We start from the raw sequence: 26,437 nt of genomic DNA, 5'->3' as shown, positions 1-26,437 counted from the left end.
TGGCGGCTGTCGCGCCGCGCGACGGTGCCGTACCTGGGGCTGCCGCGCCGCGCGGCGGTGCCTCAGGTGGGGCTGCCGCGCCGCACGACGGCGTCGAAGCCGGCCGCCAGCAGCAGGACCGCGCCGGTGACCACCCACTCGAAGCCGGCCGAGTTGGAACCCTGGATGAGGTCGCTCATGCCGTTGGTGATGACGGCGACGACGAGCCCGCCCAGGACGGCGTCGATCATGTGGCCGCGGCCGCCGAACAGCGACGTGCCGCCGATGACCGCGGCGCCCACGGCGAGCAGCAGGGTGTTGCCGGCGCCGGCGTTCGACTGGACCGACTGCAGCAGCGACGCGGCGGCGATGCCGGACACCGCCGCCATCCCGGAACAGATGGCGAACACCGAGACGCGCACGCGGGACACGACGATCCCGGCCCGCCGGGAGGCCTCCGCGTTGCCGCCGACGGCGTAGAGGTGCCGGCCGTAGCGGGTGCGGCTCAGCACGAAGTGCCCGGCCGCGAACAGCACGACCAGCAGCAGCACGACCCAGGGCATTCCCTCGGCCTTGTTGGCGAAGAAGGCGTTGGTGGTCAGATTGCGGTTGAGCCCCATGACGTACGTGAAAAATGCCCCGAGGATTGCAACGGTCAGAACCTTTACCGCGATGATGGCCGTCGGCGTGGCCGGCAGGCCCGCGCGCCGCCGCCCGGCCGCGTCGTTGATCTTGACTGCGGCGTAGCCGGCGACGACCACCGCGAGCAACACCCAGCCGGCCCACATCGGGACGAAGCTGTTCTCGAGGCCGATCAGCGGGGAACCGCTCGGCAGGATCACCGAGCCCTGCCCGCCGATGAGGATCAGGGTGACGCCCTGGAAGGCCAGGAACGTGGCGAGCGTGATGACGAACGACGGAATTTTGACCCGGGCGCGCAGCCACCCCATCGCCAGTCCGATCACGACGCCGGAGGCGAGCGCGGCGACCATCCCGAGCCACCAGGGCACGCCGTGGCGCAGCAGCAGGACGGCCATGATCGCTGCGCACAGCCCGCCCGTCGTGCCGGCGGACAGATCAATCTCGCCGAGCAACAGTACGAAGATAAGACCCATCGCCATGATGATGATCGGCGCGGCCTGGATGACCAGCGCCTCGATGTTGTAGGCGCTGAGGAAACCCTGGTGCACGACGGCGAAGACGGCCGTGATGACGACCAGTCCGGCGATCGCGGGAAGGGATCCGAGCTGTCCGCCGCGGAGCCGGGCCAGATAGGAGCGGGTGTAGTCGCCCAGCCCGGCCGGCGCCTGCGGTTCGTCGTGCTCGACGAGGTCGTCGAGTTGGGTGGTCATACCGTTGCTCCGGTCGATTCGGCCGGCGAGAGGCCCAGTGCGCCCGAACGGCCGGCGGTGATCAGTTCGACGATCTGCGTCTGCGTGACGTCGCGGCGGCGGACCTGCGCGGCCATCCGCCCGAGGTAGAGCACCGCGACGGAGTCGGCGACCCGCAGGACGTCGTTCATGTTGTGCGAGACGAGGACGACCGCGACACCCTGGTCGGCGAGCCGGCGTACCAGGTCGAGGACCTGCTCGGTCTGGGCGACGCCGAGCGCCGCGGTGGGCTCGTCGAGGATGACGACCCTCGACTTCCACAGCACCGACTTGGCGATGGCCACGGTCTGCCGTTGCCCGCCGGAAAGGCTGGCCACCAATTGGCGTACGGAATGAACCGTGCGCACCGACAGCGAGGCCAGGGCCTGCCGGGCCAGCCTTTCCATCGTGTTCTCGTCGAGGGTCCCGAGCCGGTTGCGGCGTTCCCGGCCGAGGAACATGTTCTCGACGATGTCGAGGTTCTCGCAGAGCGCGAGATCCTGGTAGACGATCTCGATGCCGAGAGCGGCCGCATCCCGCGGATCCCGTACGACGACCGGCTCGCCGTCGATCAGGATGTCGCCGGCGTCGACGGTGTAGGTGCCGCCGATGCATTTGATCAGGGTTGACTTGCCCGCGCCGTTGTCGCCGACCAGCGCGGTCACCTCACCCGCCTCGGCCGTGAGGTCGACGGCGGTGAGCGCCTGGACCGGCCCGAATGCCTTGTACACGCCGCGCAGCTGCAGCATCGTGGTCACCTGTTCCCGCGAATCAGCCGGCGACGTTGATGCCGTTGGCGGTGCACAGCTTCTGCAGCGCCGGAGTCGGGCAGACCGCGGCGGCGGTGACGTAGCCGTCGGTCACCGGCAGGGCGACGTTGGCCTTGGTGATGACCGTGGGCGTGGCCAGGAACGAGGGGACCTCGCGGCCGCTGGTCGGGTCCTTGGTCATGGCCGGCGCGGCCGGCTTCTGTCCGTCGAGGATCTGCGAGGCGAGTTTGATGGCGACGTCGGCCTCTCCGGCGACCGGCTTGTAGATGGTGAAGGCCTGCGTGCCAGACATTATGTTGTCCAGACCACCGGCGGTGGCGTCCTGCCCGGAGACGGCGACCTTGCCCGCGAGGCCCTGAGCCTTGAGCACGTTGATCACGGCCTGGGCCATGGTGTCGTTGGCGACCATGACCGCGTTGATGTCATGGTGCTGACCGAGCATGGTCGTGAAGACGGTCTGCGCGGTGGCCGGATCCCAGTTGCCGGTCTGCTCGGCGAGCTTGTGCCAGCCGGGCTGCTTCGACAGCACCGAGTTGTAGCCCTGCGCGAACTGGGTCGCGTTGTTGTCGGTCGGCGCGCCGTCGATCTCGACGTAGTTGACGTCGGTCTTGCCCTTGACCTGCGGCGCCTGGGTCAGAGCGGTGCCCTGGTCCTCGCCGACCTTCACGTTGTTGTACGAGACGTAGTACGAGGCGGATCCGCCGGCGGTGAGCCGGTCGTAGTCGATGGTGACCACGTTGTGCTGCTGGGCGAGGGTTTCGATCGCCTTGCCGGAGCCCGGGTCGAGGTTGGTGACCAGCAGCACCCCGACGCCCGCGTTGATCAGGGCCTGGGCCTGGGACTGCTGGGTGGTGGCGGTGCCGTTCGCGTTGTCGACGTAACAGGTCAGCCCGTACGCCTTGCACTGCTTGTTGATCTCGTTGGGGTCGGCCGAGACCCACCGGGGGGAGGACGCCGTGTCCGGCAGCAGGACGCCGACCTTGGTGTTCTTCGCCGCGGTCGAGCCGCTGCCGGAGCCGCCGCCGGAGCCGCTGCCGGAGTTGCTGCTGCCGCAGGCGGCCAGCCCGCCGAGCAGCATCAGCCCGACTCCGGAGGTCGCAAGGAATTTGCGGGGCAGAGTGCGCATCATCGCGCTTCCTTTCATCATGTCTTTTCGGAGGGCGGCCTTTTCCTCGGACCGGCATGCCTTTATGCCTCATCGCCAATACGACGAGGCGCAGGTCCGGAATGGTGAGGAGGACGCCGTTCTCCGCTCGTGGACCACTGTTGCGCGGTCACGATGAGAAGGACATGAGAAAGAAACCGCCGACGGCACGGTGTGCGGAGCGTGCGGCTCGGCCCGGCCGGAGCTCGCCGCCTACTCGGCCGTCCGCTCGCCGGCTCGGCGAGGATTGATCAATGACCGGACCGCGAACGGGTCACGGAGCCGGCGCATCGCCTCGGCCCCGTCGTCGACGGTCGATCGGGGCCGTCCGGCGGCCTCGGTGCCGCGCGTTGCCGGAGGTGCCACGAACAGGGTGGCATGGTTGTGATTCGGTGTCATTCACGGTCCTTTGTGTACGTTCGGTGAGTGGGGCGGGTCGTCAGGCGGTGATCGCGTCGACCGCCTTCTTCAGCGCCGAGGGCTGCGCCGGGTTGCGCGGCGCCTTCTCGCGCATGTCGTTCATGCGGACGCCCAGCTCCCGCAACTGGTTGCGTCCGAGGGCCTCGCGAACCTTCGGGAACCAGTCCTGCTCTTCCTCGTCGATGTGATGCGTGACGTTCTCGATCAGGACGGTCGTCTTCGCGTCGAAACGCTCGTCGCTCGGCTCCATGGCGAACAACTCGGCGCACAGCACGTCGGCGACGTGGTGCTCCTCGTACGACTCCAGGATGTCGTCCTCGAGGGCGGGCAGGAGCTTGCGGACCTCAGGATACATGCACTCGTTCTCGAGGTACGTATGGACCGTGAGCTCCTCGATGATGCGGCCGACGATCCGGCCCTTCGTTTTGGCGGCGCCGTCGCCGGCGTCCTGGAACTCCTTGAACAATTTCTTGATGGTCTTGTGGTCGTTCTTGAGAATGACAATGGCGTCGGTCGACATGAGGTCCTCCGATTCGGCGGGCATGGGCACGGCCCATCACCCGAGTTCGCGATGATCCGGGCTAGGTCGTGTTTCGTAGGGCGCGGAGCCATTGGTTGATGGCCGCGATGGTGAGGGTGGCTTCGTAGCGTACGGCGAGCTTGTCGTACCTGGTGGCCATGGCGCGGTGGTGTTTGAGCTGGTTGATGCCGCATTCCACGGCATGACGCAAGCGATACTCCGTGGGGTCAAAGGCGGGCGGGCGTCCGCCCTTGGACCCCTTGGCCTTGCGGTGGGCGTCCTGGTCGGTCTTGCTCGGGATGCACGCTCGGATGCCGCGGCGACGCAGATGGGCGCGGTTGGCCTTGGACGTGTACGCCTTGTCGGCCAACACCGTGTCCGGCCGGGTCCGAGGCCGGCCGCCACCGGCTCGGGCCACTCGCACCTTGGCCAGCACGGGAATGAACTGCGGGCTGTCGCCGCGCTGGCCAGCGGTCACGACCACGGCCATCAGTTTGCGGCCTTGTTCGCAGGCCAGATGGGTTTTGGTGGTCCAACCGCCCCGCGATCGGCCGAGTCCGTGATCGGCCGGCTCCGCCTGCACGCCTCCAGGCGGTTCCTTCTGCCGGTGACCGTCGCGGCGGGCGCCGGCCGCGTGCTGATGGGCGCGGCAGATGGTCGAGTCCACGCTCACCGTCCAGCCGATCAACCCGGCGGCGTCGGCTCGGCCTGCAACGCCGCCAGGATCTGCGTCCAGATACCGTCGCGCTGCCACCGCCGGAACCATCGATACAGCGTCTGCCACGGCGGATACACCACGGGCACATCCCGCCACGGCGAGCCGGTCCGGACCCGCCACCGGATCCCGTCGATGATCACTCTCATGGTCCATCTGCGCGGCCGAGCATGACCTGCTCCCGCCGGCAGCAGCGACTCCAGCGCCGCCCACTGCCCGTCGGTCAGGTCATGTCGCCTCGCTGCCGCTACGCTCGGCACGAGGTCTCCGGTGTGAAGTTCTAGCTTGGTCGCTGAACCAACTACCGGAGACCTCTTCAGTTATCGATCACCGCCGCGCCGCAACATCGACGCCCCTACGAAACACGACCTAGGGCCTGCCTGCCCGAGTGGTGAGCTGGCGGCGCCAGCGGGATTCGGTGTAGCGGAACGGCGCCGTCGACTCGAGGAACTGCCGCAGAGCCGGCAGGAGCCGGTCGGCGGCGGTTTCCTGTGGGTAGTGACCCGCGCCGTCGATCTCGAGCAGCCGCGGATCGGTGAGCAGGCCGGCCACGCCGCGGTGATGGTGCGGCGGAATGGTTTTGTCGTCAGTTCCCCAGACCAGCAACACCGGCAGGCCGGCGAGTTGCTCGAGATGCCCGGTGGCGCTGACGGATTGCCCACGCCAGTTGATGACGGTCCGGGCGGTACGGATGAAGGTGCGGCGCTGCCCGGCGTGGGTGAGCAGGCGCAGGCTGTCGGCGACCGGGCCGGCGTCGGGCCGGGCCAGGAGGGCAGGCGCGATCGACGACACCGCGTTCAACGTTCGCAGGGTGACGGATCGGGGTACCAGAGCCAGGCCCGCGACCACGGTCTGCGCGCCCGGCAGGGTGGCGGCGCGCAACACCGGAGTCAGCTGTGGGCCGAGACCGCCGCTGCTGATCAGAGCGAGCCGCTCGATGCGCTCCGGGAACTGGTAGGCGAATTGCAGGGCGACTCCGCCGCCGAGGCTGTGGCCGACGACGGTCGCGTAGGAGTGGCCGAGAACGACGAGCAGGTCGCGAAGCGACGCGGCGAGCGCGCCGAGCGAGTAGTCGCCGGCCGGCGCGTCCGATTCCCCGTGGCCAGGCAGGTCGGGGGCGATGACCGTGTGGGTGGCGGCGAGGCCGTCGAGAACCCGGTCCCAGGTCCGGCGCGAGCCGCCGAGACCGTGGATCAGAAGCAGCGGCTCCCCGGTGCCGGCGGTCGTGCAGGCGATGGTGCCTCCGCCTACCCTGACTTTCCGCTCCCGGCGGGTCTCGCTGACGCTGTGCTGCGGGCCGGCTGGAGCCCGGCTGATGATGGTCGTGATGAGGTGTCTCCCAAGAGCAAGGCAAGTCGGCGAGCCGCACCGTACGAATGCCCCGCGATTCGCAAGCCAAACCGGTCGGGCGTCACTGCGCCGGAGATCTCAACGGCGGTCCGGAGTCCGCGGCGGTCGCCTGACGGAGTCTCTCCGCGTCGCGTTCGGTTGCGGCGGCGTCGTGGGCGAGGTCGGGGTCGGTGTCGGGTTGCGGTACGCACAGCAGCAGCGCCTTCGGGCGTACGGTGATCAGCATTTCCTTGCCCGGGTCGATGAGGTCGCCGTCGAGCTGGCGGGGCTGGACCCGGTTGCTGCGGATCTCCACCCGGGTGGCAGTGAACGTCTCCATGCGGGCGACGGTGTCCTTGCGGCGCAGGACCCCCCAGCCGAGCGACAACCAGTGCCGCAGGGTTCTCGGGCTGAGGATGGCGACGTCGAGCAGACCATCGTCGGGCTGGGCCTCACTGAGCAGGCGCATGCCGCCTTGGAGCCGTCCGACGTTGCCGACGATGACGGTGCGGGGGCGCCGGGCGAACGGCGGCCGGTCGTCGAGGGTGATGCGGGTTCGCATCGGGCGGTCGCGCAGGTGCTGGAAGGCCCCGGCGGCGTAGGCGAGCCAGCCGATGTGCTTCTTCGCCGTGTCGTTTGTCGCGTCGATCATGTGGGCGTCGAAGCCCATGCCGGCCATCACGGCGAAGCTCTGGTCACCGACGGAGCCGACGTCGATGCGGCGGCGGCCGCCCTGGAGGACGACCTCGACGCCGGTCGCGATGTCGCCGGTGAGCCCGAGGTTGACGGCCAGCAGGTTGCCGGTGCCGGCGGGGAGCACGGCGAGGGCGACGTCGGTTCCGGCGAGGGCGGTCACGCAGGCCATGACCGTGCCGTCGCCGCCGCAGGCGAAGACGAGTTCCGCGCCGTCGCGCACGGCGCGGGAGGTCTGGCCGAGTCCCGGGTCGTCGGCCGTGGTCTCGAGCCACATCGGTTCCGGCCACCCCGCGACGGCCAGCGCGTCGGTGATGGTCCGGCGCAGCTGTTCGAGGTCGGGAACCTTCGTCGGATTCACGATGACGGCCGAGCGCAGCGCTCCGGCTCGCGGCGGGCGGGTTGACGCCGGTGAATTCATGTCGTGATGCCCTCGTGATCTGTTGTGGTGATCGGGCCGGAGGTGTGCCCTCCGCCCGTGCTGATGCGTACGAGCGTCAGTTTCAGCGCCGCGCTCACCGTGACGGCGGGCAGCGCCGCGTCGCCCCAGCCCGGACCCGCGGCGATCACCTCGACGCCCGGGCAGGCGGTCAGCAGCGTCCGGATCTGCCGGGGATCGGCCGTATCCCCGGTCTGCGACCAGATGACTGTCACGGCCGGGAGCAGGCGCCGGGTCGCGGCCACCACCGCCGGCGACGGGACCCGCGTCCCCAGCACGCAGCTGCCGGCGCCGACCTCGGCCAGCGCGGCGGCGAAGGCCTCCAACGGCAACACGTGACGCTCCCGTGGGGTGCATGCCATCAGGACCAGGACCGGTAACCGATCAAGCGGGCTCCGCACCGTCATCAGGACCTGCGCCACCGCGCGGGTGAAGAGCCGCTCCGACACATCGGTGTCGTGCCGGCTGTCCCGGACGGCGTGCCACGCCGGGGAGACCAGCCACTCCCAGGTCCGGGTCACCCCGTACGACGCGATCGATGTGCGCACGGCGCCGCTCACGGCATCGGTGTCGAGATTCGCCGCCGCGTGGACGAGACCGCTGATGGTCGTGGCCGGCATGATCACCGATCCGCCGCCGATTTCGGTTGATCGCATTGCCGCTCCCGCTGGGCGTCGGTACGAAAACGCCGCCGGGGTCCTGGGCGAGCAGATCCCGTAATACCCGGCTTCCGCTCGTCGAACACATCGGATCGCCGCGTTTCTCGTGGACATCCGGGACGAGGCCCGCCTTGCGGCCAGGACACGTGGCGCGTCGATCGGATCAGCTGCTGCGGTGCTTGCCGTTGGCGGTTCCGCCGTCGACGTGGTAGTTGATCGGCTGCGTGCGGACTTCGCCGGTGACGGCGTCCCCGGTGATCGGCGCACGGCCGAGCCGTCCGGCGCCGTGGCTGAGGCCGTAATAGGTGTAGAGCTCCTCCTCGTCGGCCGGGCTGAGATCCCGGTCGGCGTCGATCGGCGGCGCCCCCTTGACCCGATCCTTGTCGAACGGGACCTCGATCCGCTCGTCGACGAGGGTGGCCTCGCCCAGCGGTACGAGGAACTCCTTCCGGCCGAAGAGCCCGGTACGAACGCTTACCCATTCCGGCTCGCCGGTCCGGTCGTCGAAGTGGACCTGGCCGGCCGAGCCGATCTTGCTGCCGCTGGGGGAGTAGACGTCGGCGCCGTTCAGGTATTCCAGGTCGGATCGGGCGATCATGATTGTCCTTCCGAGGGGGTCCAGCGGGTGCGGCGTGGTTCCGGGCCGCTGGGGTCTGGACGGCCACCTCCGGACTTCTTCGTCACGACGAAGTCCGACTCACGTGTGAGCCTGCGGTCACTGGTGTGCCCTCGCCACGACGGGTCAAAACATGGATCGGCCCGAGCGCCTAGGCGTCCTGTTTGAGTGAGCGGAGCAGGACCGTCGCGACGTCGACGACTTCGACGTTGTCGTGTTCGGCTTTCGCGGTGACGCCGTCGCCGATCATCGTGTAGCAGAACGGGCAGCCGACGGCGATCGTCTTGGCGCCGGTGGCCAGGGCTTCTTCGGTGCGTTCGATGTTGATCCGTTTGCCGATTTTCTCTTCCATCCACATCCGGGCGCCGCCGGCACCGCAGCAGAACGAACGCTCGGAGTTACGGGGCATCTCGACCACGGTGGCGGTGGCCCCGAGGATCTCCCGAGGGGCGTCGAAGACCCGGTTGTGCCGGCCCAGGTAACACGGGTCGTGGTAGGTCAGATCACCGGCGATCTTCTCCACCGGGGTCAGCTTCCCGGTGGAGACCAGGTGGGCGAGCAGTTGGGTGTGGTGCACGACTTCGACCTTCAGCCCGAGTTGGTCGTACTCGTTGCCGAGGGTGTTGAAGCAGTGTGGGCAGGTCGCGACGATCTTCTTGACGTTGGCTTCCTGCAGGGTTTCGACGTTTTGCTGGGCGAGCATCTGGAAGACGAACTCGTTGCCGATCCGGCGGGCGGGGTCGCCGGTGCAGGTTTCGCCCTCGCCGAGGATGGCGTAGTCGACACCCGCCTGGTGCAGCAGGGTGGCCACCGCCCGCGTGGTCTTTTTCGCCCGGTCCTCGAACGCGCCGGCGCAGCCGACCCAGAACAGGTATTCGAAGTCGTCTTTCTCGCCGACCCGCGGCACCGTGAAGTCGAGGCCTTTGGTCCAGTCCTCGCGGGTGTTCTGCGGGGCGCCCCACGGGTTGCCCTTGTTTTCCAGGTTGCGCAGCATGACGCCGGCCTCGGCCGGGAAGCTCGATTCGATCAGGACCTGGTAGCGGCGCATGTCGACGATGTGATCGACGTGCTCGATGTCGACCGGGCACTGCTCTACACACGCACCGCAGGTGGTGCACGACCACAGCACGTCCGGGTCGATGATCCCGTTCTCGGCGGCGGTGCCGATCAACGGCCGCTGCGCCTCGGCCATAGCGAGCACGTCGACGCCGGCGAGTTCCTCGGCCGAGCCGGTCAGATCCTTCCCACCGCCCGCGAGCAGATACGGCGCCTTCGCGTAGGCGTGATCCCGCAGGGACAGCACCAGCAGCTTCGGCGATAGTGGCTTGGCGGTGTTCCAGGCCGGGCACTGCGACTGGCAACGCCCGCATTCGGTGCAGGTGGAGAAGTCCAGCAGCCCCTTCCAGGTGAACTGCTCGACCGCGGCCACCCCGAACTGGTCCTTCTCCGGGTCGGCCTCCTCGAAATCGAGCGGCTTGCCGGCGCTGGTCATCGGCCGCAGCCCGCCCAACCCGGACCCGGCCGGTCTCTCCGGGCTGCGTTTGAAGAAGATGTTGACGAACGCTAGGAACCGGTGCCATGCGACGCCCATCGTCGGGTTCAGCGCGATCGTGATCAGCCAGCCCATCGAGATGAGCAGCTTGACCAACGCCACCCAAGTCGGCCCATCCGCCGCCGCCGGCAGGATCGACCCGATCGCGTGCGAGAGCGGCGTCGCCCAGACCGGGAACTCGAACGTGTCGTTGGCGACCTTGAAACCCCGGATCAAAAACCCGCAGGTGAGTACGCCGAGGATCACGCCCTCGACGAAGTAGGCCTGCCACATCGTCGAGCCGAGAAACCGGGACCGCGGCGCCCGCCGGGCTCTCTGCCGCATCACGATCAGGTACAGGATCCCGGCCAGCCCGAGGATCCCGACCCACTCGGTGACCAGCCCGTACGGCGTCCAACCGCCGATGACCGGCAGCCCGCCGGAAGGGTCGACGACCTCGAAGTACGCCTCCACGACCAGCAGGAACAGGATCATGAAGGAGACCATCACGAACCAGTGCGCCGCGCCGATGTAGCCCCACTTGAGCATCCGAGTGTGACCGAGCGTCTCCGCCACCATCCTCCTGAACCGGACGCCATAGGACGCGAAATGCGCCGGCTGACCCTGACGGATCACCGCGGTGATCGTCAGAACGGCACGCACCGCCAGCACGACGGCCGTGACCGTCACGGCGCCGGCCAGAACGGTGGCGACCATCTGCGCGAACCCCATCTGCGGCCTCCCACGCGCCACGGAACTGGATCAGGAGCCTAAGTCCTCGGGGTGCCGTTGCTGAAGAGGTTTCCGGCAGAATTTGAGCGCGGTTCAGTGTCTGATCCGCCATCCGGGTCGCCGCGGAACCGTGTCAGAGCTGCGCACGCTCAAATCGCCTGTTGACTGCGTCACACGCGGCGGGGTAAGAAGGCTGAGCGACGTTCATTCCGCCGTCGGCGCTGGGAGGACATCCTCATGTCAACACGACCCCTTAGTCGCATTTTTCTCGCAGCAAGCGCCGTGTGCGCGCTGTTTCTCACGGCCTGCGGGGGCTCAACTGAGTTGGACTCAAACAAGGCGTCGAGTGCCGGTAAGGACTCGCCGTTCATCTACTACGTGTCGGTCTCGGTCACCGGACCCGTCGCCGCGTTCACGGACGCGGAGATCGGCGGCTTCCAGCTCGCGGTCGACAAGGTCAACGAGCAGGGCGGCATCAACGGCCGCAAGGTCGAGCTGGTCGTCCAGAACGACGGCAACGACCCGACGACCGCCGTGACCCTGCTGCAGAAGTACCTGGCGTCCGGCAAGACACCGGATGCGGTGTACGCCGGGTCGTCGAGCGCGGTGGCGCTCAGCCTGCTGCCGGTGCTCGCGTCCCGGAAGATCATTTCGCTGAGCGCGCCGAACTCGAAGGCGGCGCTGGACCACCCGGACAAGTACCCCTACGGCTTCGCCACCACGGTCGCCTCGGCCGAGTCCGGGCCGTTCTTCGCCAAGGAGGCGCAGGCCAAGGGCTTCAAGAAGGTCGCGATGCTGTACGCCGACAGCGCCACCGGCCAAGGCTCGTTCGCGGCGTACCAGGAGGCCATGAAGGAGGCCGGCATCCCGCTGGTCTCGGCGACCTACAAGGAGACGTCGCTGGACATGACGCCGCAGCTGCAGAAGTTGCAGGCCGAGAAGCCCGACGCGCTGATCCTCAACGGGTACGGCGCCCCGACGCTCTACGTCTTCAAGAGCCGCGCGCAGCTCGGCTGGGACCTGCCGACCTACGCCGACACCCTGGCCAGCAGCTTCCCGCTGGCCAAGAACCTGCCGCCGGAGAGCCTGAAGAACGTCATGGTGCAGGTGAACAAGCCGAGCCTGGCCGATTCGCCGCACCCCGACGGACTCCAGGCCTTCATCGACACCGTGAAGAACGGCGATCACAAGGCCCAATTCCCCACGTACGGCGTCAGCCCGTACGCGGTCGGCTGGGACAACGTCATGCTCGCCCGCGCGGCCGCGACCCAGGCCGGCACCTCGGACGGCGACAAGGTCAAGGAGCTGCTCGAGAGCGGCAAGTTCCAGAAGCCGTCCGGCGACCTGCTCGGCAACGGCAAGGACGCCTCGGCCATCGACTACTGCTACAGCCCGCAGACCCACTTCCCGTGCCCGACGTCGGAGACGTTCGAGTTCGTCCCGCCGCCCACCACCGACGCCAACGGCATGTACGTCGTCACGGCGGGCTCCTGATCGACCGATCTCGCGCCGCGAGTGGCCGTAACCGGTCACTCGCGGCGCCGTACCGACGCCGGAGGCGAGGACGTAATGACGACTATCTGGTCGGGGCTGGTGATCGGCGCCCTGTACTCGTTGGTGGCCATCGGCTACAACACGGTGCTGCTGGCCTCGGGGGTGTTCAACTTCGCGCACGGGCAGCTGATCATGCTCGCCACGTACGCATCGTTCCTGGGCAGCGTGACCTTCCACCTGCCCTGGCCGCTGACCGTTCTGTTCGCCACGATCGCGGTGGCGGTGGTGGCGATCGTCGAGGAGCGGGTGGCCATCCGCCCGCTGCTCGCCCGGCGCGACATCCACGCCGCCCTGATCACCACGGTCGGCGCGTCCACCGTGATGAGCGGGCTCGCCGAGGTGACCGCCGGCTCCGACCCCAAGCAGCTGGCGATCCCGATCAGCAACGATCCGCTGACGATCCTGGGCGGCGTCATCGCGCCGATGGACCTTCTGCTGATCATCGCGACCCTGGCGATCGGCCTCGGCATCCACTTCTGGTCGCGGCGCAGCCTGCTGGGCATCGCCTCGCTGGCGGTCGCCGAGAACCGCGACGCGGCCTCGGTACGCGGCATCGACACCAAGCTGCTCGGGGTCGGCGCCTTCGCCGTGGCCGGTGGCATCGCGGGCGCCACCGGCCTGCTGGTCGGCGCGCACACCTACGCCATCCCGTCGCTGGGCAACAGCCTGGCGCTGTTCGGGTTCGTCGCCATCGCGATCGGCGGCGCCGGCAGCCAGCTGGGCGGGCTGCTCGGCGGCTTCATCACCGGAATCATCTTCGCGCTGTCCGCCCGCTACATCGGCAGCGATTACCCGCAGATCGTCGTGTTCGGTGTCTTCCTCGCCGTCCTGCTCACCCGTCCGCGAGGAATCTTCGGTCGCGCAATGGAAAGGGTCGTCTGATGTCCCGTGCCGCCCTCACCGCCACCCGGCTCCGTCCCCTCCGGCCGGCCCTGCCGATCGTGGTCCTGCTGGCCGCCATGGCGGCACCGTACTTCGGCATGAGCCTGTACGCGGCTCGGACCGTCATGCTGATCTGTGGGCTGGCGCTGCTGGTCAGCAGCATCAACATCGTCCTCGGGTACGCCGGCGAGCTGGCCGTCGGCCAGGTCGCCCTGTACGCCACGGGCGCCTACGTCGCCGGCTATCTCGGCAGCGCGCACGGCGTCACCGAGATCCTGATCGTGATCCCGATCGCGATCCTGGTCGTCATTGTGATCGGCCTGGTCACCGGCATCCCCGGCCTGCGGCTCGGCGGCTGGTCGCTGGCGATGGTCACGTTCTTCCTGGTTTTGCTGCTGCCCGACTTCATCAACGTGTTCGAGCACTTCACCGCCGGCACGCTGGGCATCTCGGTGCCGGCGCCGACGCTGTTCGGCAGCACGATCACCGGTACCAACTTCTACTTCCTCACGTTGCTGGTCACGGCGCTGTGGTTCGCCGTCTTCCGGAACCTGGTGCTGTCCCGGCACGGCGCCGCGTTCCTGGTGCTCAAGCACAGCCCGGTGCTGGCGGCCAGCCTGGGCATCTCGGTGTTCCGGCTGAAGCTGCTGGCGTACCTGTTCGGTGCGATTCCGGCCGCGCTGGCCGGCGTGCTCTACGGGTGGCTCCAGAACTTCATCGCCCCCGACACGTTCACCTTCCAGCTCGCCCTGAGCATTCTGGCGGCATCGGTCATCGGCGGCTCGACGTCGATCTACGGCGCCTTCATCGGCGCCGCCCTGCTGCAGATCACTCAGCAGGAGTTCACCTCGTTCAACCAATGGCAATTGGTGCTGTACGGGGCCTTCCTCATTCTGGCCGGTGTCTTCCTCTACAACGGAGTCATCGGCGCCGGCCGGCAGCTGGCCGGAGTGCTGCGCCGCCGGGGCTGGTGGCCCACGGTCACCCTGCCCGTGCGGACGGAGGTGGCCCCGCCACCCGCCGCCGAGGAGAACGAGCTGCCCGGCGAGGAACTGGCGGTCCAGGGCGTATCGAAGTCGTTCGGCGGAAACCGCGCCCTCGACGACGTGAGCGTCACCGCGAAGCCGGGCGAGGTCACCGCGGTGATCGGCCCGAACGGCTCGGGCAAGACGACGCTGCTCAATTTGGTCTGCGGGTTCTACCGTCCGACCTCCGGCACGATCTCGCTCGGCTCGCGCACGCTGGCCGGCCTGGCGTCGTACCAGGTGGCCCGGGCCGGCGTGGCCCGTACCTTCCAGACACCGCTGATCCCGAAGGATCTGACCACCAGACAGTTCGTCGCCACCGGCCGGTACATCGGGGAGTCGGCCGGCATGGCGGCGTCGATCCTGCGGCTGCCCGGCTACTTCCGTCGTACCCGCGCCGACGACGCCGAGGCGGGACGCCTGCTCGGACTGCTCGGCATCGGGCACGTGGCCGAGGACCCGGTCAGCTCGTTGCCGCTGGGCACCCGGCGGCTGGTCGAGGTGGCCCGCTGCCTCGCCGCCCGGCCGAGCCTGTTCCTGTTCGACGAGGTCGGCTCCGGTCTCGACGAGAGCGATCTGGACCGGCTGGCCGACGCGATCCGGATGATCAAGCGAGCCGGTGGGACGGTCGTGCTGGTGGAGCACAACTTCCCGCTGGTGCTCAAGCTCTCCGACACCATTCACGTGCTCGCGCAGGGCCGGCTGCTGGCCAGCGGGACGCCGGACGAGATCCAGGCGGACCCGCGGGTGCTCGAGGAGTACGTGGGATCGACGCCGTCAGCGGAGGGCCCGTCCAGCATCGACGACTTCGCCGAGCCCGCACTGTCGCAGACCGAGGAGCGTTGACCATGCTCGAGATTTCCGAACTGACGGCCGCGTACGGCGATCTGCGGGTGCTGTGGGACGTGTCGCTGAGCGTGCGGACCGGCACCAGCACGATCGTGCTCGGCCGCAACGGGGCCGGAAAGACGTCGCTGCTCAACGCCATCGCCGGCCTGCCGCCCGCGGCCGCCGCCGGCCGGATCGTGTTCGACGGCGAGGACATCACCGGCGAGGCGCCGCACCGGCGCATCCGCCGCGGCATCGGCTACGTCCAGGAGAACAAGCAGATCTTCCGGCAGCGTACGGTCGAGGAGAACCTGCTGATCGGCAGCGTGACGCTGGCCGGTTGGCGCCGGGGCACCCCTGCCCGCCGCGCCGCGCTGGATCGGGCGTACGCCCGCTTCCCGGTTCTTGCCGAGCGTCGCAAGGCCCTCGCCGGCGGTCTGTCCGGCGGACAGCAGCAGATGCTGGCCATCGCGCAGGCCCTGATGTCCGATCCCAAGCTGCTCATCCTGGACGAGCCGAGCGCCGGGCTGGCCCCGACCATCGTCAAGGACGTGTTCGCGCTCATCGGCGAGCTCAAACGCGAAGGGCTGTCGATCCTGCTGGTCGAGCAGGTGGTGGAGGCGGCCATCACGGTCGCCGACCACATCGTCGTGATCGACAACGGCCGGGTCGCGGCCGAGGGCCCGGTCAAGCAGTTCGACGACGCCTCGGTGATCCGGGAGATCTATCTCGGCCGGTCCGGGACCCCGGTGGCCGGCGCGTGACCGAACCGCGAGTCGCGCATCGCGCCATCCTGCTCTCCCTGTCCGGCATCATCCTGGGCGGCTTCGTCGGCAACCTGTCGTCGACGATCGTGGCGACGTCGCTGCCCCGGGTGATGGCCTCGCTGAACGGCAGTGTCCGCGACTACACCTGGGTCGTCGTCACCTATCTGCTCATGCTGACCGTGACCGTCCCGATCTGGGGCAAGCTGGCCGATCTGTTCGACAAGAAGAGGCTGTTCGTCACGGCCATGTCGGTCTACCTCGCCGGATCGGCCTGCGCCGGCCTCGCGATCAACCCGGCGATGCTGATCGGCGCCCGCACGTTGCAGGGCATCGGCACCGGCGGGCTGACCGCGCTCGGCGGCACGATCGTCGCGGCCATCGTCTCGCCGCGCATGCGCGGCCGGTACAGCTCGTACAACGGCATCTCGATCGCCGTCGGCACGATCAGCGGGCCGCTCATCGGCGGTCTGCTGGTCGAGACGCCGGTCGTCGGCTGGCGGGCCTGCTTCTACGTGAGCCTCCCGCTCGGACTGGCCGCGATGTGGCTGGTGCACCGGCACGTCGAGGTGCCCAACCGCCCCGGCCGCAGCCGGGTGGACGTGCTGGGCGCGGTGCTGGTGGTGGGCGCGGTCGTGCCGCTGATGCTGTGGCTGTCGCTCGGCGACGACGTCTTCGCCTGGTGGTCGGCGCCGGCGGTGGCGCTTCTACTGGCCGGTGTGCTGCTGTCGATCGCCTTCGTCGTGGTGGAGCGGCGCGTGGCCGACCCGCTGCTGCCGCTGCGCATGTTCTCCCATCGGGTGATCGCGCTGACCGTGGTCGGCTCGCTGGTGGCCGGCATGGTCTCGCTCGGCGCGCCGATCTTCATCGCGCAGTTCCTGCAGATCGGCCGGGGCCTGGCGCCGACCACCGCCGGCCTGGCCACCATCCCGCTGATCGCGGGCTCGTTCAGCGGCATCTTCTTCGGCGGCCGGCTGATCAGCCGGCTGGGCGTGCTCAAGCCGTTCCTGGTGGCCGGGGCCGTGTGCCAACTGGTCGGGGCCGCTCTGCTCGCGGTCTCCGCGGCCTCCATGCCGTACGCCGTGATCGCGGCCGACCTGTTCGTGCTCGGGATAGGCGTCGGCATCCTGCAACAGCACGTCATCATCGCCGTCCAGAACGCCCTGCCGGCGCACCAGCTCGGCGTCGGCACCGCGTCGCTGTGGTTCGCCCGCTTCCTCGGCGGCGCGGCCGGGGTCGCCGCCCTCGGCGCGGTTCTCAAGGCGGTGATCGCCGGCCGGGTCCAGGACGGCGCCGCCCGGATCGGCGTCGCGATGACCTACGACCAGGCCACCGAGGTGCCCAACCTCGGCCGGATCGGCGACGCGCTGGCCGGCGTGTACGAGCACGCCTACAGCACGGCCTTCGGCGTCATCTTCGCCGTGATCGCGCCGCTGACGCTGATCACGCTCGGGTGCATCGCGCTGATGCCCGAGGTCCCCATGCACGACCGCGTCCCGGTCGTCGAGGAGGAACCCGTCGCGCAGCATTGACCCGGCACGACAAAGGGCCGGCATCCGATCGGGATGCCGGCCCTTCCGTCGGTTCAGGCGCGCTTGCGGATCTCGTCGGCGGCCTGCGGGACGACCTTGAACAGGTCGCCGACGACGCCGAAGTCGGCGAGCTCGAAGATCGGCGCCTCCGGGTCCTTGTTGACGGCGACGATCGTCTTGCTGGTCTGCATGCCGGCCCGGTGCTGGATCGCGCCGGAGATGCCGAGCGCGACGTACAGCTGCGGCGACACGGTCTTGCCGGTCTGCCCGACCTGGAACTGGTGGGGGTAGAAGCCGGAGTCGACCGCCGCCCGCGACGCGCCGACCGCGCCGCCGAGCAGGTCGGCGAGTTCCTCGACCAGCGCGAAGCTGTCGGCGCTGCCGACACCGCGGCCGCCGGAGACCACGATGGACGCCTCGGTGAGCTCGGGCCGGGCACCCTTGCGTTCGACCACCCGCTCGGTGACCCGAGCCAGCCGGTCGGCATCGGTCACAGCCACCGCGAGCGGCTCGACCACCGGCGTCGCCGGCGCCGGCGACGGGGTCAGCGAGTTCGGTCGCAACGTGATCAGCGGGACGCCCCGCCGGACCCGGGCGGTGACGATCACCTGCCCGGCGAAGACCGCCTGGGTGGCGGTCCCGTCCGGCGCCACGGCGACGGCGTCGGTGAGCAGTCCGCTGTCGAGCTTCACCGCCAGGCGGCCGGCGATCTCCTTGCCCTCCTGGGTGGAGGCCAGCAGCACCGCCGCCGGCCGTACGCGGCGGATCAAGTCGGCCAGCACGGTGGCCTTGGGGGCGACCAGGAAGTCGTCGATGTCGGCGGCGCCGGCGAGGTAGACCCGCTCGGCGCCGTGCTCCCCGAGCTTGTCGGCGAACGGCTCGTCGCCGAACACCACGACGCTCGGCGAGCCGATCGTGCGGGCGGCGGTCAGCATCTCGAGGGTGACCTTCTTGACGCCGGCGGCCGCGGAGGCCTCGGCGACGACGAGGACCTCGGCCATGTCGTAACCCCTTCCCTAGACGAACTTCTCGGCGGTGAGGTACTCGACCAGGCGCACGCCGCCGGCGCCCTCGTCGGCGACGGTTGCGCCGGCCGAGCGGGCCGGGCGCCGGTCGTGCGCGAGCACCTCGGAGGACGCGCCCGCCACGCCGACCTCGCCGGGCGCGATGCCCAGGTCGGCCAGCGACAGGCGCCGGACCGGCTTCTTCTTGGCGGCCATGATGCCCTTGAACGACGGGTACCGCGGGTCGTTGATGGTGTCCCACACCGAGACCACCGCCGGCGTCGCGGCGGTCACCACCTCGTACCCGCCGTCGGTCTGCCGCTCGATGGTCAGCGCCGAGCCGTCCACGGTCACCTTCCGGGCGCCGGTGAGGGCGGCGATGCCGAGCCGCTCGGCCAGCATGTGCGGCATCACCTGGACCCGGCCGTCGGTCGACTCGGCGCCGGCGATCACCAGGTCGGCGTCGAGCGTCCGCAGCGCGGCCGCCAGCACCTTGGAGGTGGCCACCGCGCACGAGCCCGGCAGCGCGTCGTCGATGACGTGCACGGCCGCGTCCGGGCCCATCGCGAGGGCCTTGCGCAGCGCCTCGACGGCGGTTTCCGGGCCCATCGTCAGCAGTGTCACCGTGCCGCCGTGCGCGGCCTGCAGCCGCAGTGCCTCCTCGACCGCGTACTCGTCCATCTCGTTAAGGACGTTGCCGCCCGACCGGTCGGTCGTGCCGTCGGCCGTGAGCCGGCGGTCGCCGCCGGAGTCGGGCACCTGCTTGACCAGCACGACGATGTTCATGTGCGCGGCATCCCCAGGAACCGCTGGGCGAGCAGGTTCCGCTGGATCTGGGCCGAGCCGCCGTAGACGCTGGACGGGCGCGAGTAGAAGTACTCGGACACGGCGTGGCCGTCGTCGGCGCCGGTCAGCGCCAGCGGGCCGAGGGCGTCGAGCCAGGCGTGCCCGAGGGACTGCGCGCCGATCGCCCACAGCAGCTTGGCCACCGGCCCGTCCGAGCCCGGCGCGTGGCCGGCGACGCGGTTCGACAGCTGACGGACCGAGTTCAGGTCGAGGACCCGGATGTCGACATAGGCCTTGGCGATGGCGCGCCGGACGTCGGCCGAGGCGTCCAGCTCGTGCTCCCGGGCGTACGCGTCAAGTTTGTGAAGTCCTTTGAGGAGACCGGCGACGATGCCCAGATCGGCTGGCCCCCGCTCGAACTGCAGCGCCCACATGGCGATCGGCCAGCCGCCGCCGCGCCGGCCGAGGATGTTCCCGGCGGGGATCCGGACGTCGTCCCAGAAGGTCTCGCAGGTGTGCTCGTGGCCGTCGGTGGTGCGGATCGGCCGCACGGTCACGCCCGGCGTCTTCATGTCGACCAGGAAGACCGAGATGCCCTTGTGCCGTGGCGCGTCCGGCTCGCTGCGGGCCAGCAGGAAACACCAGTCGGACTCGTGGGCGGCGCTGGTCCACAGCTTCTGGCCGTTGATCACCCATTCGTCGCCGACCAGCTCGGCCCGGGTACGCATCGACGCCAGGTCGGAGCCCGCGCCCGGCTCGCTGAAGCCCTGGCACCACTGGATGTCGCCGTTGAGCGTCGGCTCCAGGAACTTGGCCTTCTGCTCCTCGGTGCCGAATTTGAAGATGGTCCGGCCCAGGTAGTTGGGATTGGCCGGCACCGAGGGCGCGTCGGCCCGCGCCACCTCCTGGGTGAGGATGACGTCGTACGTCGGGGGAAGGCCCTTGCCGCCCTCCTCGACGGTCCAGGTCTGTCCGATGTAGCCGGCGTCGTACAGCGTCCGGTGCCAGTCCCTTGTGGACATGCCGGGCCCGTCGTGCTCGGCGGTCAGCCGCTCGAGCCACGCGCGTAGGCCGGCCCGGTACTCCGCTTCTTCGGGTGAGTCGAGGAAATCCACGTCAGCCCACTTCCCGCCGCAGGTCGAAGATCTGGTCGAGCTGGTAGTTCTCGTCGCCGAACAGAGCGACGTCGAGCAGCGCCCGCCGGGCGTACACGTGGGAGATGTGCTCCCAGGTCTGGCCGATGCCGCCGTAGATCTGCATGACCGTCTCGACGACGTTGCGGGCGACGGCGCCGACCCACGCCTTGGCGGTGCGGGCGGCCAGCAGCGCCTCGACCGGCTCGGCGGCGTCGATCGCCCAGGCCGCGTAGCTGGTGGTCGTCACGGCCGCCTCGCAGGCGGTGAACGCGTCGGCGATCAGGTGCTGCAGGGCCTGGAACGAGGCGATCGGCACCCCGTACGCGATCCGTTGCTTGCTGTACTCGATGACGCCGTCCACCGCCGCCCGCATGGCTCCGGCGCAGTCCGCGCTGACCAGCGTCAGCGCGAGCGCGGTCCAGCGGCGGACCGCTTCCGGCGTCAGCGGCTCGCCCACGCCGGTCGCGCTCAGCTCGGTGCCGGGGGCGATCCGGGTCGTACGGGAGGTGAGGTCGGCGCCGCCGCCGGGGCCGAAGGGTCCCTGGACCCGGACCACTTGGTTGCCCCGCAGCGCGAGGGCGTGGTCGCTGTGCACGCCGCCGATCAGCACGCCGCCGTCACCGGCCGTGATGTCGGCCAGGCCCGTGAGGCCGCGGTCGAGCAGCAGGCCGGGCTGGGCGTCGCCGGCGGCGATGGCGTCGATCAGCGGCCGGTCGGCGCCGGCCAGCTCCAGCAACTCGATCGCCAGCGCGGCCGAGGCCAGGAACGGCGCCGGGCTCAGTTGCGCGCCGAGGCCCTGCGCCACGATCATCACGTCGACGCCGGACGCCTCGGGCTGCCCGTCGTCGCGGACCCGCAGGCCGAGCAGCCCGGTCCCGGCGAGCGCCGCCCATGCCTTCTCGTGCTGGAAGGCGTCGAGGTCCTGCGGATTGCGTACACCCACGGCGGCGCCGAGGGATCGGACTGTATCGGCGAGCAGTTCCTGCTCAGGCGTAGGTACCGCGAGCATCGCACGTCCTCTCGAAGACTGAACCGCACTCGGTGAATAGTTCGTACCACCAGCTTCTATCGTGGTCAACCAGCACAGCACCTACCGAATCAAATTCAGCATGGCGTCCGTACGATCTCGGCGCCGCGGCCCGGTGCCAGCGTCACCAGATTGACCGAGCCGCTCTCGCCGGGCGCGCCGGAGTAGCAGGCGGCCACGCCCCCGGAACTGACCTCCTCGAAATGGTGCCAATGGCCCAGGGCCACGTACGCGCAGCCGGTGGCGGCGATCTCGGTGGAGTGGATCGGGCTCGACCGCGGCGCCGCGCCGGGCCGGGCGTAGTGCCCGTGGGCCATGGCGACCTGCCAGCCGTCGCCGGGGCCGGGCCGGTAGCCGCCGAGCGGGCGGAACGACGGCTCGTGCGACAGGAACCCGCGGCACCAGATCGACACGGCGCCCAGCGTGACGTGCTCGCCGTCGGGGTCGCGGGCCAGTGTCACCGCCTCGCCGGCCCGGCGCAGGTCGACCCGGTCGTAGACCGAGCCGGGCGCGGTCAGGTCGTGGTTGCCGGGCGCGATCACCAGCGGGCAGCGGATCCGGCGCAGCTCGCGCAGGCAGTCGGCGATCAGCGCGTCCGGGACGCGGGCGTGGTCGAACAGGTCGCCGGCGATGAGCACCGCGTCGGCCTCGGCCCGGGTCGCGGCATCGGCCACCGCCCGCACCCCGGCCAGACCGTGCTCGGCCAGAAGGGACGAGCCGACGTGCAGGTCCGAGGTGTGCAGCAGGCGGGCCTCGCGGCCGGCGGTCACCGCCACGACCCCGTCACGCGGTCCAGCCACGGCTCGAGGACGGCCAGCAGGCCGGCGGGGTTGTCGCCGGGGATGCTGTGCCCGGCCGCCGGCACGGTCACGTACTCCCCGTCGGCCGGCAGCGCGGCGAACCGGGCCGCCTCGCCCGGATCCAGCATCGGGCTGTGCTCGCCGCGGACCACCAGCAGCGGCCCGCCGATGGCACGGGCGTCGTTCTCCAGGTCGCCGCTGATGTCGGCCCGGTCGCCGGCGAACATGGCCGGATCCCAGTGCCAGGTCCAGTTGCCGTCCGGCAGCTGCCGGACGCTGTGCCGGATGGTGGTTCGCAGCAGGCCGAGGTCGCGGCGGGGGTTGCGGGCGTGGCTGAGGGCGACGAAATCCTCGACGGTGGGCCGGACGACCGGGGTGCGCAGCAGCGTCCCCAGGTCCTCGCCGCCCTTTTCGCGGCGGGTCAGGACGGACGGCGCGATGTCGAGCACGGCCAGGGCCTCGACCCGGGGCTCGATCGCGGCCAGGCGAAGCCCGATGAGACCACCGCGGGAGAGCCCGACGACGGTCGTGGGCCCGGTGATCAGCGGCGCGAGCTGCAGGGCCGTGCGGCCGATCGCGTACGAGTCGGGGTCGGCCCAGTCGCTGCGGCCGTGCCCGGGCAGATCGAGCGCCACGCAGTGGTAGCGGCTCGCGAGGTGACCGCAGAGCAGGTCCCAGACTCGGGCGGTCTGGCCGCTGCCGTGCAGGAACAGCACCGTCGGCCCGTTGCCGGCGCCCCACTCGTCGAGCCAGATCCCCGCCGCCGACCACTCGCGGTCGGGCGCCCTGGCATCGGCCGGGGCCAGTCCGGCCCGGGTCGCCAGCTCACGCAGGACGTCCAGGTATGCCGGCGTGAACACCGATGCACCCCCTCTCCCGAATGCCGTTCAGCATATGCCTCGCCCGTGGGAAAGGGGAGTTCTTGACTGTGCTGGCTCCGCGATGGAACATCGGCTGAATCAGAGTCAGTTCTTGAAGGGCGGTCAGCCGTGCGGGCGGAGTACCCAGAGTTCCAGACCCTCGTGGTCGAGCAGCAGGACCGGTTGTTGACGGTCACCATGAACCGGCCCGAGAGCCTCAACGCCGTCGGGGGTGGCATGCACGAGGAGCTCGAGGAGTTCTTCCACCGGGTCCGCTTCGACAACTCGGTGGGGGCGATCCTGCTCCGCGGCGCGGGCCGGGCCTTCAGCTCGGGCGGCGACGTGAAGGGGATGGCGGCGACCGCCCAGGGCGGCGCCGAGCCCAACCTCGGCGAGCGCGCCGGCGGAATGCTGCAGGGCGCCAAGAACATCATCGCCTCGATGCTGGACGTCGAGCAGCCGATCGTCTCGGCGGTCCAGGGTTACGCCATGGGCCTCGGCGCCACCCTCGCGCTCTGTGCCGACGTCTGCATCGCCGCCGAGGACGCGATCCTGGCCGACACCCACGTCAGCATCGGCCTGGTCGCCGGCGACGGCGGCGCGCTGATCTGGCCGATGCTGCTGCCGATCAACACGGCCAAGTACTACCTGATGACGGGCGAGCGCATCACCGGCAAGGAGGCCGAGCGGCTGGGCCTGGTCCTGCGGGCGGTGCCCAAGGAGAACCTGGCCGAGGAGTCCCTCGCGGTCGCGTGGAAGCTGGCGAACGGGCCGTCGCTGGCCATCCGCTGGACCAAGACGTCGGTCAACAAGATCCTCCGCGAGCGGCTGAACCTGCTGCTGGACACGTCGCTGCTCCTCGAGTTCTCGTCGATGCTGACCGCCGACCACAAGGAGGCCACCGCCGCGTTCGTCGAGCGGCGGGAACCCAAGTTCACCGGGCGCTGACGGTTACGCCGGGGCGGGGATCGGCTCCGCCTCGGCGCCCACCAGCCGGGCGAAGATGCGCATGGAGGTCTCCACGACCTCCTCCGCCTCGTCCTGCGTCGAGCACAGGCTGATCAGCCGGGACGCCACGCCGATCGCCGCCGCCGCCATCTCCACCATGACCTTGGTGGCCAGGTTGTCGGGCACGTTGAGCAGGCGGGTGTTCATCCGTACCCACTCCTCGGTGATCGCCCGGCTCTCGGCGACGAAGCCGGGCGGAACGTCGTTGACGTAGAACAGCTTCACGACGTCCCGGTTCTCCCAGGCGTTCGAGACGTACGCCCGGGTGCCGACCAGGAACAGGGTGCGGCCGTCCGTAATGCCGGCGCTGCGCACGAGCTTGATCGCCTCGTGCGTGCGCTGGTGCTGCCGCTGCTGGTAGTCGGCCCAGATCGCCCGGTACATGCCCTCTTTGCTGCCGAAGTGGTAGTAGAGCAGTCCGACGCTGGTGCCGGCCTGCTCGGCGATCTGGGCGACGCTGGCGTTGTGGAAGCCCTGCACGGCGAAGTGCTGCAGGCCCACGTCCAGAAGCGTGCGCTTGAGCCCGCTGACCGGAGGCTCGGTGAGCTGCGCCGCGATCGAATCGGCCTTCGCGGCACGCTGACGCCGGCCTTTGGCAACTGAAGCCATCACATCGCTCCTCGGTCGCTCAGGACTGAATCAAGTATAGGCACCGTACCCCCTGGAGTTTCTTGACACGGCCCCGTCGCCGCCGGATAGTCGAGCCACCTATTACTGAACCAGATTCGGTAGTTCGGAGGAAACTCATGACCGTGGTGAGCGAGGATCTTCTCACCGACATGTTGCGCCCAGATGTCGTCTACCGCGAGGGCCTGGCCGCCGGCGAGCTTCGCTATCAGCGCTGCCGGACCTGCGAGGAAGCGGTCTTCTACCCGCGGATATGCTGCCCGCACTGCGGTGGCACGGATCTGGTCTTCGCGGTGAGCGCCGGCCGGGGAACGGTCTACAGCACCACGGCGATCCGCCGGCGGGACCTCCCGTCGTACGCGGTCACGATGGTCGACCTCGCCGAGGGCTTCCGCATACTGAGTTCGGTTCATGACATTCCCGCGGAGGACGTCGCGATCGGCATGGCGGTCCGGATCGCTTTCGACACTGATGCCGACGGCCGGCCCCGAGCCGTGTTCACTCCGGAGGCGGCCCAATGAGCCCGGCCGGTCTGCGTGGTGCGACCGCCGTCGTCGGCGTCGCGGAGTCCGACCTCGGCGACGTCGGCCCGGGCCGGTACGCGATCGAGCTGGCGGCCCAGGCCAGCCACCGGGCGCTGGCCGACGCCGGGCTGACCGTCAAGGACGTCGACGGGCTGTTCGGCGTCGTTTCCGGCAAGCTGATGAGCACCGTCGACCTCGGCGAGTACCTCGGCATCCGGCCGCGCTACACCGACAGCACGATGATCGGCGGGAGCGCGTTCGTCACCTTCGTCCACCACGCCGCGGCCGCCCTGCGCCTCGGGCTCTGCGACGTGGCCCTGATCGCCTACGGCTCGACGCCGCGCGCCGACAGCGGGCGGGCGCGGCTGGGTGGGGGAGCGGGCCCGGAGCAACCCAACTACGAGGCGCAGTACCAGCCGCGCAGCCCGATCTCCGGGTACGCGCTGGCCGCGGCCCGGCACATGTACCAGTACGGCACGACCCGGACCCACCTGGCCGAGGTGGCCGTGGCCGCCCGGCAGTGGGCGCGGCTGAACCCCCGGGCGTACTCCCGGGACCCGCTGACGGTCGAGGACGTGCTGGCCCGGCCGATGATCTCGTCGCCGTTCACGTCGTACGACTGCTGTCTCGTCACCGATGGCGGCGGCGCGGCCGTGATGGTGCGCGCCGACCGGGCCGCCGATCTCGGCGTACGGCCGGTCTATGTGCTCGGGGCCGGGGAGGCGCACTGGCACAAATCGATCAACCAGATGCCCGACCTGACGGTGAGCGCGGCGACCGAGTCGGCGGCCCGCGCCTTCGCGATGGCCGGACTCACCCCGGCCGACGTCGACGTGGTCGAGCTGTACGATGCGTTCACCATCAACACCATCATGTTCCTGGAGGACATGGGCTTCTGCGCCAAGGGCGAGGGCGGCGACTTCGTCAGCGGGGGGCGGATCGCGCCCGGCGGCGCGCTGCCGGTGAACACCAACGGCGGCGGTCTCTCCTACACCCACCCCGGCATGTACGGCATCTTCACCGTCATCGAGGCGGTACGCCAGCTGCGCGGCGAGGCCGGCGAGCGGCAGGTGCCGGACGCGCGGGTGGCCGTGGCGCACGGCAACGGCGGCCAGCTCTCGAGTCAGGTGACCGCGGTGCTCGGCACGGCGGAGGCGCTCTGA

The 26,437-nt window shown here is 69.9% G+C and carries 26 protein-coding genes; 8 read left to right on the top strand and 18 right to left on the bottom strand.

The window, feature by feature from the left end; all coding sequences use genetic code 11:
• Positions 1-62: 62 nt before the first annotated feature.
• From A3CQ_RS0149340 to A3CQ_RS0149290, 11 genes are all read right to left on the bottom strand, one after another.
• Entirely contained in the window at positions 63-1,331 is a 1,269-nt protein-coding gene (locus A3CQ_RS0149340) for a sugar ABC transporter permease (protein WP_020518396.1), read from the bottom strand.
• A complete protein-coding gene (locus A3CQ_RS0149335; protein WP_040434329.1) occupies positions 1,328-2,098 on the bottom strand; it encodes an ATP-binding cassette domain-containing protein in 771 nt (256 codons plus the stop codon). Before A3CQ_RS0149335 ends, A3CQ_RS0149340 begins: the two co-directional genes overlap by 4 nt.
• A 22-nt stretch (positions 2,099-2,120) precedes the next feature.
• Complete coding sequence (locus tag A3CQ_RS0149330; RefSeq protein ID WP_020518394.1) at positions 2,121-3,248, bottom strand: sugar ABC transporter substrate-binding protein; 1,128 nt, start codon at positions 3,246-3,248, stop codon at positions 2,121-2,123.
• Positions 3,249-3,476: 228 nt separating this feature from the next.
• Complete coding sequence (locus A3CQ_RS0149325; protein ID WP_020518393.1) at positions 3,477-3,662, bottom strand: hypothetical protein; 186 nt, start codon at positions 3,660-3,662, stop codon at positions 3,477-3,479.
• Positions 3,663-3,702: 40 nt separating this feature from the next.
• Positions 3,703-4,203 (bottom strand): hemerythrin domain-containing protein, encoded by a 501-nt coding sequence (locus A3CQ_RS0149320; RefSeq protein ID WP_026207075.1) that lies wholly within the window; start codon positions 4,201-4,203, stop codon positions 3,703-3,705.
• 61 nt (positions 4,204-4,264) lie between these two features.
• Positions 4,265-5,178, bottom strand: a protein-coding gene (locus A3CQ_RS56730; protein ID WP_370657647.1) for an IS5 family transposase whose coding sequence is annotated in 2 segments (ribosomal slippage) — positions 4,265-4,911 and positions 4,911-5,178 — 915 coding nt in all. Because the reading frame shifts where the segments join, the coding sequence is not laid out codon by codon here.
• Positions 5,179-5,287: 109 nt separating this feature from the next.
• The gene (locus tag A3CQ_RS56725) at positions 5,288-6,112 is read right to left on the bottom strand and encodes an alpha/beta fold hydrolase (RefSeq protein ID WP_245577691.1); all 825 of its coding nucleotides are present in this window, start codon (positions 6,110-6,112) and stop codon (positions 5,288-5,290) included.
• Positions 6,113-6,329: 217 nt separating this feature from the next.
• On the bottom strand, positions 6,330-7,361 hold the full coding sequence (locus tag A3CQ_RS0149305) for a diacylglycerol/lipid kinase family protein (protein WP_020518390.1): 1,032 nt from the start codon (positions 7,359-7,361) through the stop codon (positions 6,330-6,332).
• The gene (locus tag A3CQ_RS56720; RefSeq protein ID WP_157297230.1) at positions 7,358-8,035 is read right to left on the bottom strand and encodes a hypothetical protein; all 678 of its coding nucleotides are present in this window, start codon (positions 8,033-8,035) and stop codon (positions 7,358-7,360) included. Before A3CQ_RS56720 ends, A3CQ_RS0149305 begins: the two co-directional genes overlap by 4 nt.
• A 166-nt stretch (positions 8,036-8,201) precedes the next feature.
• Positions 8,202-8,636 (bottom strand): PRC-barrel domain-containing protein, encoded by a 435-nt coding sequence (locus A3CQ_RS56715; RefSeq protein ID WP_020518387.1) that lies wholly within the window; start codon positions 8,634-8,636, stop codon positions 8,202-8,204.
• Positions 8,637-8,805: 169 nt separating this feature from the next.
• Positions 8,806-10,917 carry a (Fe-S)-binding protein gene (locus A3CQ_RS0149290; protein ID WP_020518386.1) on the bottom strand — a complete coding sequence of 704 codons (2,112 nt, stop codon included), beginning with the start codon at positions 10,915-10,917 and terminating at the stop codon, positions 8,806-8,808.
• 324 nt (positions 10,918-11,241) lie between these two features.
• On the opposite strand from A3CQ_RS0149290, the gene A3CQ_RS0149285 reads away from it, so the two are divergent.
• The 5 genes from A3CQ_RS0149285 to A3CQ_RS56710 all read left to right on the top strand — a co-directional run bounded on the left by A3CQ_RS0149285 (position 11,242) and on the right by A3CQ_RS56710 (position 17,502).
• Positions 11,242-12,411, top strand: coding sequence for an ABC transporter substrate-binding protein (locus A3CQ_RS0149285; RefSeq protein ID WP_020518385.1), 1,170 nt, complete (start codon positions 11,242-11,244; stop codon positions 12,409-12,411).
• A gap of 75 nt (positions 12,412-12,486) precedes the next feature.
• Positions 12,487-13,353, top strand: a complete 867-nt coding sequence (locus A3CQ_RS0149280; RefSeq protein ID WP_020518384.1) for a branched-chain amino acid ABC transporter permease — start codon at positions 12,487-12,489, stop codon at positions 13,351-13,353.
• The gene (locus A3CQ_RS0149275) at positions 13,353-15,224 is read left to right on the top strand and encodes a branched-chain amino acid ABC transporter ATP-binding protein/permease (protein ID WP_020518383.1); all 1,872 of its coding nucleotides are present in this window, start codon (positions 13,353-13,355) and stop codon (positions 15,222-15,224) included. The genes A3CQ_RS0149280 and A3CQ_RS0149275 overlap by 1 nt, the downstream gene beginning before the upstream one ends.
• A 2-nt stretch (positions 15,225-15,226) precedes the next feature.
• Positions 15,227-15,970: an ABC transporter ATP-binding protein gene (locus A3CQ_RS0149270; RefSeq protein WP_020518382.1), complete on the top strand. Its 744-nt coding sequence runs from the start codon at positions 15,227-15,229 to the stop codon at positions 15,968-15,970.
• On the top strand, positions 15,967-17,502 hold the full coding sequence (locus tag A3CQ_RS56710; RefSeq protein ID WP_020518381.1) for an MFS transporter: 1,536 nt from the start codon (positions 15,967-15,969) through the stop codon (positions 17,500-17,502). The genes A3CQ_RS0149270 and A3CQ_RS56710 overlap by 4 nt, the downstream gene beginning before the upstream one ends.
• A gap of 53 nt (positions 17,503-17,555) precedes the next feature.
• Here the strand turns inward: A3CQ_RS56710 and A3CQ_RS0149260 are convergent, their stop codons facing one another.
• The 6 genes from A3CQ_RS0149260 to A3CQ_RS58375 form a co-directional block, all read right to left on the bottom strand.
• Positions 17,556-18,503 (bottom strand): electron transfer flavoprotein subunit alpha/FixB family protein, encoded by a 948-nt coding sequence (locus tag A3CQ_RS0149260; RefSeq protein ID WP_020518380.1) that lies wholly within the window; start codon positions 18,501-18,503, stop codon positions 17,556-17,558.
• 15 nt (positions 18,504-18,518) lie between these two features.
• Positions 18,519-19,292, bottom strand: a complete 774-nt coding sequence (locus tag A3CQ_RS0149255) for an electron transfer flavoprotein subunit beta/FixA family protein (protein ID WP_020518379.1) — start codon at positions 19,290-19,292, stop codon at positions 18,519-18,521.
• Positions 19,289-20,407: an acyl-CoA dehydrogenase family protein gene (locus A3CQ_RS0149250; protein ID WP_020518378.1), complete on the bottom strand. Its 1,119-nt coding sequence runs from the start codon at positions 20,405-20,407 to the stop codon at positions 19,289-19,291. Before A3CQ_RS0149250 ends, A3CQ_RS0149255 begins: the two co-directional genes overlap by 4 nt.
• Position 20,408: 1 nt before the next feature.
• The gene (locus A3CQ_RS56705; protein WP_084699554.1) at positions 20,409-21,437 is read right to left on the bottom strand and encodes an acyl-CoA dehydrogenase family protein; all 1,029 of its coding nucleotides are present in this window, start codon (positions 21,435-21,437) and stop codon (positions 20,409-20,411) included.
• Between the two features lie 95 nt (positions 21,438-21,532).
• Positions 21,533-22,255 carry a metallophosphoesterase family protein gene (locus tag A3CQ_RS0149240; protein WP_084699553.1) on the bottom strand — a complete coding sequence of 241 codons (723 nt, stop codon included), beginning with the start codon at positions 22,253-22,255 and terminating at the stop codon, positions 21,533-21,535.
• Positions 22,222-23,115, bottom strand: a complete 894-nt coding sequence (locus A3CQ_RS58375) for an alpha/beta fold hydrolase (RefSeq protein ID WP_020518375.1) — start codon at positions 23,113-23,115, stop codon at positions 22,222-22,224. Before A3CQ_RS58375 ends, A3CQ_RS0149240 begins: the two co-directional genes overlap by 34 nt.
• A 129-nt stretch (positions 23,116-23,244) precedes the next feature.
• Between A3CQ_RS58375 and A3CQ_RS0149230 the strand changes: the two genes are divergently transcribed.
• On the top strand, positions 23,245-24,063 hold the full coding sequence (locus tag A3CQ_RS0149230) for an enoyl-CoA hydratase/isomerase family protein (RefSeq protein ID WP_020518374.1): 819 nt from the start codon (positions 23,245-23,247) through the stop codon (positions 24,061-24,063).
• A gap of 3 nt (positions 24,064-24,066) precedes the next feature.
• Here the strand turns inward: A3CQ_RS0149230 and A3CQ_RS0149225 are convergent, their stop codons facing one another.
• Positions 24,067-24,732: a TetR/AcrR family transcriptional regulator gene (locus A3CQ_RS0149225; protein ID WP_020518373.1), complete on the bottom strand. Its 666-nt coding sequence runs from the start codon at positions 24,730-24,732 to the stop codon at positions 24,067-24,069.
• A gap of 137 nt (positions 24,733-24,869) precedes the next feature.
• On the opposite strand from A3CQ_RS0149225, the gene A3CQ_RS0149220 reads away from it, so the two are divergent.
• The gene (locus tag A3CQ_RS0149220) at positions 24,870-25,271 is read left to right on the top strand and encodes a Zn-ribbon domain-containing OB-fold protein (RefSeq protein ID WP_020518372.1); all 402 of its coding nucleotides are present in this window, start codon (positions 24,870-24,872) and stop codon (positions 25,269-25,271) included.
• Entirely contained in the window at positions 25,268-26,437 is a 1,170-nt protein-coding gene (locus A3CQ_RS0149215; protein WP_020518371.1) for an acetyl-CoA acetyltransferase, read from the top strand. The genes A3CQ_RS0149220 and A3CQ_RS0149215 overlap by 4 nt, the downstream gene beginning before the upstream one ends.

The organism is Paractinoplanes globisporus DSM 43857 (genome assembly GCF_000379645.1).
In the GTDB taxonomy this organism is placed as follows: Bacteria; Actinomycetota; Actinomycetes; order Mycobacteriales; family Micromonosporaceae; genus Actinoplanes; species Actinoplanes globisporus.
Note: the sequence above shows the minus strand (reverse complement) of the source record. Positions and strands in the feature narration are given on the sequence as shown.